The 4,842-nt window shown below is 44.0% G+C and carries 5 protein-coding genes; 2 read left to right on the forward strand and 3 right to left on the reverse strand.

Features of this window, described 5'->3' with window-relative positions; all coding sequences use genetic code 11:
• The coding region (locus AZ66_RS27035; protein WP_044357720.1) for a thiamine pyrophosphate-dependent enzyme at positions 1-738 on the reverse strand (738 nt) is incomplete at its 3' end.
• A gap of 321 nt (positions 739-1,059) precedes the next feature.
• Between AZ66_RS27035 and AZ66_RS27040 the strand changes: the two genes are divergently transcribed.
• Positions 1,060-1,791 (forward strand): alpha/beta hydrolase, encoded by a 732-nt coding sequence (locus AZ66_RS27040; protein WP_044357721.1) that lies wholly within the window; start codon positions 1,060-1,062, stop codon positions 1,789-1,791.
• A 120-nt stretch (positions 1,792-1,911) separates the two neighbouring features.
• Here the strand turns inward: AZ66_RS27040 and AZ66_RS27045 are convergent, their stop codons facing one another.
• Positions 1,912-2,406 (reverse strand): low molecular weight protein-tyrosine-phosphatase, encoded by a 495-nt coding sequence (locus AZ66_RS27045; protein ID WP_082061759.1) that lies wholly within the window; start codon positions 2,404-2,406, stop codon positions 1,912-1,914.
• A gap of 216 nt (positions 2,407-2,622) precedes the next feature.
• On the opposite strand from AZ66_RS27045, the gene AZ66_RS27050 reads away from it, so the two are divergent.
• Positions 2,623-3,291, forward strand: coding sequence for a thiamine diphosphokinase (locus AZ66_RS27050; RefSeq protein WP_052648898.1), 669 nt, complete (start codon positions 2,623-2,625; stop codon positions 3,289-3,291).
• A gap of 133 nt (positions 3,292-3,424) precedes the next feature.
• Here AZ66_RS27050 and chrA read toward each other — a convergent pair whose 3' ends face one another.
• Entirely contained in the window at positions 3,425-4,648 is a 1,224-nt protein-coding gene (gene chrA / locus AZ66_RS27055) for a chromate efflux transporter (protein WP_044357722.1), read from the reverse strand.
• Positions 4,649-4,842: the final 194 nt, after the last annotated feature.

Below are 4,842 nucleotides of genomic sequence, written 5' to 3' on the forward strand. Positions count from 1 at the left end.
GCGTCCGCGTTCTGCAGCGATTTGAACAGCTTTGATAACGGCAAGCACGTCCATGCCGTCTACTTGCATGCCATGAATACCTGCTGCAACGGATTTATGAGCGATCGACTTCGCATTTGTTTGTTTAGCAAATGGAGTTGTGATTGCATAGCCGTTGTTTTGTACGAAGAAGATAACTGGCAAGTTGAATGCGCCTGCGAAGTTCAAGCCTTCGTAGAAGTCGCCTTCGGAAGAACCGCCGTCACCTGTGTAAGTGATTGCAACCTGTGCTTGCTTTTTCAATTTGAAGCCCATAGCAATACCCATCGCGTGCAAGATTTGAGCACCGATGATGATTTGCGGCATCATTACGTTAACGCCTTCTGGAATTTGTCCACCATGTTGATGACCACGGGAGTACAAGAAAGCTTGGTACAAAGGCAATCCGTGCCATACGATTTGCGGCATGTCACGATATGCTGGTACAACAAAGTCTTCTTTTTGCAATGGATATACGCTACCTACCATGGAAGCTTCTTGACCGGACACCGGTGCATAGAAACCAAGGCGGCCTTGACGGCCAAGGTTAATTGCGCGATCATCCCATGTACGTGTAAATACCATACGGTACATGATTTCTTTCAATTGTTCGTCAGTCAGATCCGGAACCATATCCGGGTTAACAATTTCTCCTTCCGGAGACAAGACGGACAACGGTTGAATCTCTTCCGTCTGAACTTCAAATGGGAACTTGCTCATGTTTTTCACCTCAATAAAAGTTTGAAGATTTTGTTTCGCTGTTATAGAATTATTATACACCTGTTTTAGTCGATTGGTCAAAAGAAAACGCGAAAAAAGTGAACATTTTGTTGAATTGTTGTTATAACAGCTGTTGTTTATGACTATAACAGGGTGTTACAAATTTGTGAACTCACTCACATAGTCGATACTTGTTCGCGGAACATTATATAGTAGAAAGTCAAAGATTCTTGTTTCTTTCCTATAGTGAGTCCCTAATCAAGACCATCGAAATTAGTATTCACCAACATTGATAAAATTTTGCATGAGGCGGTGCTATGCATGTCAGATTCTTCAATATTCAAGAGAACCATTGTAAAACACGACATTCCAAGCAAATATCTTGAAGAAGGCAGTCGTCACGTTCGCGTCTATTTGCCGCCAGGATATCAGGAAATACTCAGTTATCCCGTTGTGTATTGTCAGGATGGAGAAGATTTCTTCAATTTTGGTCGTATTGCGACACACGCGAATCAGCTCATTATCGAAGGTGACATGGAGCCATTCATCATCGTTGGAGTTGATGTAAATAAGAAAATCCGTACTTCTGAGTATTCCCCGGATGGAGAACGATTTGAATCCTATACTCGCGCCTTTGCAGAAGAGATTGTACCTGCAATTGAGCGAATGTATCCGGTACGCACCGATTGGACGGAAATCACGCTCGCAGGTGATTCACTGGGTGGTACTGTTTCCCTACACCTAGCGCTAAAATATCCTGACAAATTCCGTCAGGTAATCTCCTTGTCCGGCGCTTACTACCCGTACTCGCAACAGCTCATCGCGCAAGAGCAGGATCTATCTTGGCTGCATCTCTTTATGATCGTCGGTCTGCAAGAGACTGCGTTCACAACCGATACAGGAACTTATAATTTTGTTGAATTAAATCGGGATACACACAAGCTGTTTACGGATCGAAATGCACATGTTCTCTATGCCGAGCATGAAGGGCATCATTTGTGGGGATTTTGGCAAAAACACGTTCCAGATGCTCTTCGTCATTTTCTTGACTAGCTGCTTGTCCACTTTCATATGAGCACACAAGCATTGATGAGGAACACCCCTATTAAACATAAAAAGAGTAGTGGCATACAAGGATGTATGTCACTACTCTTCATCAAACCCATGAATATTTTATGACATGAACTTATGTTCCTCTTTAATCCGCTTTAACAATCGTTCACACCCTGCCTGAACTAAACGATATACTTCTTCAAAGTTGCCTGTATAGTACGGATCAGGCACCTCTTCACGGTTCTCTTCAGGAAGCAAACTCATAAATCGCAGAACTTCAGATGTTCTGCTGCCCGATCCTTCCCATGCCAGCACATTTTGTTCGTTGCTCGGATCCATACATACGATGTACGTATAGGTTTGAAAATCTGTCGGATGAAGCTGTCTTGCTCTCATCCCTTCATAAGTAATCCCGTGTTCATCCAACAGCTTGCGAGTTCCTTCATGCGGAGGATGACCTATATGCCAATCCCCTGTACCTGCTGAATCCACCTGAATCACCTGATCTAAGCCTGCTTGCTCCACTTGCTCACGGAATACAGCTTCAGCCATAGGAGAACGGCATATATTTCCCAGGCATACGAACAACACGTTCACCTTCGTACTTTCAGCCACGTAACATTCCTCCCTTTTCTCTATACCTTAGCTTCTTGCCTTACTTAGTGTTTCATTATGTAAGGTGTATATCCTGTTAAGATTCACTTATTGTATCGGCAGTCTTTATTTATTGCAAATGGATATATTTATTTGGTTCGCCATTCATATTTCGATATAATGGGAGGGATTCAACTCGTCATCATACTTATCGCGATATAAAGGAAGGTCTTAACGTTGTCAAACGATCAACAGGTTACTTCAACTCCCGCTCATATTGCCATTGTAGCTGGTGGAACCATTTCCGAGAAAATTGCAGACCAGATTCGTACGATGGATTACATCATCGGCGCTGATCGAGGAGCTCTCTATCTGGTACAGCACAACATTATTCCCGATCAGGCCTTAGGAGATTTCGACTCCGTAACAGAGGATGAACGGGAGCATATCCGCGCTTCGAGCCGTAAATACATGGATTGTGACGCCGTCGACAAAAATTATACCGACACCGAACTTGCTTTCAATCATGCTATCTCAATGAAGCCGACGCAAATTACGCTATTCGGCGTGACTGGCACGAGACTTGATCATACGCTGTCAAATATTCATTTATTGCGCAAAGCTGTCGATGAAGGAATTAAGTGTCAAATCGTAGACGAACACAATATCATTATGCTAACGAATTCGAGTGTTACATTACAGACGAATTCCTTCCCGTATGTATCATTGCTGCCACTGAGCTCTACGGTAACTGGTATTACGTTAACTGGATTTAAGTACCCGCTTCATGATGCAACCCTGCAGATTGGACAATCCCTAGGAATAAGCAACGAATGGGATGACGTTGATACCGCTTCGGTTCAAGTGAGAGAAGGCTACCTCTTAATTATTTGCAGTCGCGATTAATCAAAGTGGATTTCAATCTCTGTCGAAGCGTCATTCGCAAAAGGAATACGCCATTCAATCGTTCTATGATGTAACTACCTACGAACGTTCGAATGGCGTATTTTTTATTTGTAATTAATCTTTACATCACCGATTACAACAACAGCATACCCAGCATGGCTGACAGCAGTACGGTAATCCACGGCGATTGCTTCCATACAATTAGTGATAATATACCGATTAGCACGATACACATATGAATCGGACTCGTTACCGATGTTGTGAAGACTGGATCGTAAAGTGCTGCAAGCAGCAACCCTACAACAGCGGCATTGATCCCTTGAAAAGCTGCCCGAACACTTCTCCATTGCCGAACATGTGACATATAAGGAAGTACTGCCCCCATTAGCAGGTAGGAAGGGAGAAAAATAAATAAAGTAGCAACGATGGCAAGAACGATTCCAAGTCCACCTGAATGAATAGTAGCACCTACAAATGCTGCAAATGTAAACAAAGGCCCTGGCACCGCTTGTGCTGCCCCATATCCTGCGAGCAGTGAAGAATCATCCAGCAATCCTGCCGTCATCAGTTCATGCTTCAGTACAGGAAGGACAACATGTCCGCCACCGAACACCGCTGACCCGGTACGATACATGATTTCCATAAGCTGTGTGACTACATTCGGTATATAATACGCCAGCATAGGCAAACCGATAAGCAGTCCGAAAAATAACAGTGTCATCCATTTTGCAAATGTACGTGAAATGTTTGATTTCCCTTCTTCATTGCACTCATATTGGTTTCGATTGGTGCTGATCGCCGGTTCGCTATTTTCCACTCGATTCCGGAATAGGACGACACCTGCAGCAAGTGCCACCCCCATAATAAGGAGCTGTCCGTAAACGCCGGTAAGAAGAAGGGATAGGATTGCGGCAATAATAGCGATCGTCCTTCGAAGCGCGTCAGGTGTCAATTGTTTATTCATTCCCCATAACGCTTGAATAATAATCGGAACTGCAGCCAGCTTCAATCCTTGCAGCCACCCAGGATCTTGATTGGGCAGCCAACTAATTCCGAAGGCAAATAAGGCTAGCAGACAAGCAGACGGGAGCGTAAAGCCCAACCACGCCATCGCCCCTCCAAGCCATCCAGCTCTCCTCATACCTATTCCAATTCCAAGTTGGCTGCTGGATGGGCCGGGAAGCATTTGACTAATCGCCTGCAATTCAGCAAACTGCTGATCGTCTAACCATTTCAACTGCTGTACATAGGTTTTATGAAAGTAGCCTATATGCGCAGCGGGCCCTCCAAAAGAAGTCAAGCCTAGCCGCAATGCGGTCACAAATGTTTCTCTAACTCTATACCAATAGGTTCTCATCCGATTCCTGTTACCCCTCTTCTATTTCGCACGATATATCTTCATGGTTCCTTCATTTCTTATATGATGAGGTAGCATCCGAATTGAAGCAATAGTTTTACATAATCTTATTATTGCGCAAAACTGCGTCTAAATTAGTGAATCAGAAGCAGCCTCCAGAAAATTCACAGTAAAATAAACAACCGCCCTGCTGT

Source organism: Paenibacillus sp. E194, assembly GCF_000935845.1.
GTDB classification, from domain to species: domain Bacteria; phylum Bacillota; class Bacilli; order Paenibacillales; family Paenibacillaceae; genus Paenibacillus_B; species Paenibacillus_B alvei_B.